Genomic DNA, 1,123 nt, shown 5'->3' with positions numbered 1-1,123 from the left:
GAAAGAAAACCTGGCATCACAACTTTTTGGATTGGCCTGCAAAAATTCAATTCAGTCATGCAAGGTTGGATACTCTTTAGAGATGTGTCCAGACGGTAGGGCAAATAAGCCTCTTTTTTGTTTTATGTTATTGTCCTGATTCTGGTAAGATATCATCTTCGTAACCAGATTGAGGCTGAATTGGTTTTGGTTTTACCACTTTCTTATTATTTTTCTTCATCATTTCACCAACTTGGTTTGATGCTGTAAACGATGCAACCATATTATTTAGCATATCGCTTCCGGCTTGCGGAGAGTTTGGTAACAAGATTAAGTTAGAATTGGCATCTGCACCAATAGCTTGTAAAGTATCATAATGCTGAGTTACTACAATCAGGGCAGAAGCTTCTTGAGAATTAATACCTACATTGTTCAAAACTTCGACACTTTCTACAAGTCCTCTTGCAATTTCACGACGCTGATCTGCAATACCTTGTCCTTGTAAACGTTTACTTTCGGCTTCAGCTTTTGCTTTTGCAACGATTCTGATTCTTGAACTTTCAGCTTCAAATTCAGCAGCTGTTTTTTCTCTGTCAGCAGCGTTAATTCTGTTCATTGCATTTTTTACCTGAATGTCCGGATCAATATCTGTTACCAAAGTATTGATAATGTCATATCCATAAGTAGTCATGGCTTCATTCAATTCTCTTTTTACTGCAATCGCGATATCATCTTTTCTTTCAAAAACATCATCCAATTTTAGTTTAGGAACTTCGGCACGAACTACATCAAAAACATAAGCCGTGATTTGATCGTGCGGATATTCTAGTTTATAAAAAGCATCATATACTTTTTCCTGAATAACTTTAAACTGAACCGAAACTTTCATTTTGATGAAAACGTTGTCTTTGGTTTTGGTTTCGATGATAACATCAAGTTGTTGAATTTTTAGATTTACACGTCCGGCCAATCTGTCTACAACCGGAATTTTTAATTGTAATCCTGAATTTCTCACGCTGTGAAATTTTCCAAATCTTTCTATAATTACTGATGATTGTTGTTTTACAGTAAAAAAGGAAGACATTAAAATAAAAAATGCTAAGACTAAAAGGATAATAAATGCTGTACCCATAATGATATTGAT

General features: G+C 34.8%; 1 protein-coding gene. It reads right to left on the bottom strand.

Annotation, left to right across the window (positions count from 1 at the left end):
• Positions 1-127: 127 nt before the first annotated feature.
• The gene (locus tag FLACOL7796_RS00095; RefSeq protein ID WP_173968581.1) at positions 128-1,111 is read right to left on the bottom strand and encodes an SPFH domain-containing protein; all 984 of its coding nucleotides are present in this window, start codon (positions 1,109-1,111) and stop codon (positions 128-130) included.
• Positions 1,112-1,123 lie beyond the last annotated feature (12 nt).

Source organism: Flavobacterium bizetiae (genome assembly GCF_902804475.1).
GTDB classification, from domain to species: Bacteria; Bacteroidota; Bacteroidia; order Flavobacteriales; family Flavobacteriaceae; genus Flavobacterium; species Flavobacterium bizetiae.
Note: the sequence above shows the minus strand (reverse complement) of the source record. Positions and strands in the feature narration are given on the sequence as shown.